Below are 1,487 nucleotides of genomic sequence, written 5' to 3' on the forward strand. Positions count from 1 at the left end.
CGCGTACGCGGCGGCCAACGCGCACCTGGACGCGCTCGTCGAACGCCGCCGCGCCGAAGGCCTGACCGGCCTGTCCATCGCCTGGGGCCCCTGGGGCGAGGTCGGCATGGCCGCCAACGACGCCGTCTCCTCCGCCTTCCAGGAGCGGGGCATCAGCGCGATGGCGCCGCAGGACGCGCTGCGCGTGCTCGGCGACGCCCTCGCGCAGGGCGACTCGGTCCTCACCGTCGCCGACATCGACTGGGCGCACTTCGCCCAGACCTTCACCGCCCAGCGGCCCAGCCAGCTGCTCGCTGAGATCCCCGGCATCGCCGAGACGGCGACGCAGGAGCAGAACCCGGAGGGGGACGGCCCACTGCGCCGTCAGCTTGAGGCGGTGGCCGCGCCGGCCCAGCGGCGGCAGATGCTGACGCAGCACGTGCGGGCGCTGGCGGCGAGCGTCCTGGGCCACGCCGCGCCGGACGCGATCGCGGCGCGGCGGCCGTTCAACGAGATGGGCTTCAGCTCGCTCACCGCCGTCGAGCTGCGCAACAAGCTCGGCTCCAGCCTCGGGATGCAGCTGCCGACCACCCTCATCTTCGACTACCCCACCGCCGACGACCTGGCCCGCTTCGTCCTCGCCGAACTCTTCGGCGAGCAGGCGGCTCCCGGCGCGAACGCCGTCGCGCCGACTCGGGAATCGGCGGCGGACGATCCCATCGCGATCGTGGGAATGGCGTGCCGCTATCCGGGCGGCGCGACCAATGCGGACCGGTTGTGGGATCTGCTGGCGGCCGGAGGGGACGCGATCGGGGCATTCCCGACCGACCGTGGCTGGGATCTGGAAAACCTCTTCGACCCCGATCCGGACAGGCCGGGGACGAGTTACGCGCGCGAGGGGGCATTCCTTTCCGACGCCGGCGATTTCGACGCGGGATTCTTCGGCATCGCGGCGCGTGAGGCGTTGGCCACGGATCCGCAGCAGCGGCTGCTTCTGGAGACGGCCTGGGAGACGGTCGAGAACGCCGGGATCGACCCGCACAGCCTGGCGGGCTCCAGCACGGGCGTCTTCGTCGGCGTGGCCGGGGGCGACTACATGATGATCAGCGCCCTGTCGAGCAGCGAGATGGACGGCTATATCGCGGTCGGAAACCACGGGGCCGTGGTCTCGGGGCGGGTGGCCTACGAGTTGGGGCTTGAGGGCCCAGCCCTGAGCGTCAACACGGCCTGTTCGTCGTCGCTGGTGGCGATCCACATGGCGGTGCAGGCGCTGCGGGCGGGGGAGTGCTCGCTGGCCCTGACGGGTGGCGTCACGGTGATGGCGACGCCGGGAGTGTTCACGGAGTTCTCGCGGCAGCGGGGGATGTCGAACGACAGCCGGTGCAAGGCGTTCGCCGCTGCCGCCGACGGCATGGGGTGGGGTGAGGGCGTTGGTGTGCTGCTGCTGGAGCGGTTGTCGGATGCGCGGCGGAACGGGCACAGGGTGCTGGCGGTGGTGCGGGGTTCTG

Annotated in this window: 1 protein-coding gene; it reads left to right on the forward strand. The window is 72.0% G+C overall.

The window, feature by feature from the left end:
• Positions 1-1,487: beta-ketoacyl synthase N-terminal-like domain-containing protein (locus ACWDSL_RS53385; RefSeq protein WP_450497006.1), on the forward strand; the 1,487-nt coding region annotated here is incomplete at both ends.

The organism is Streptomyces sp. NPDC000941 (assembly GCF_053599555.1).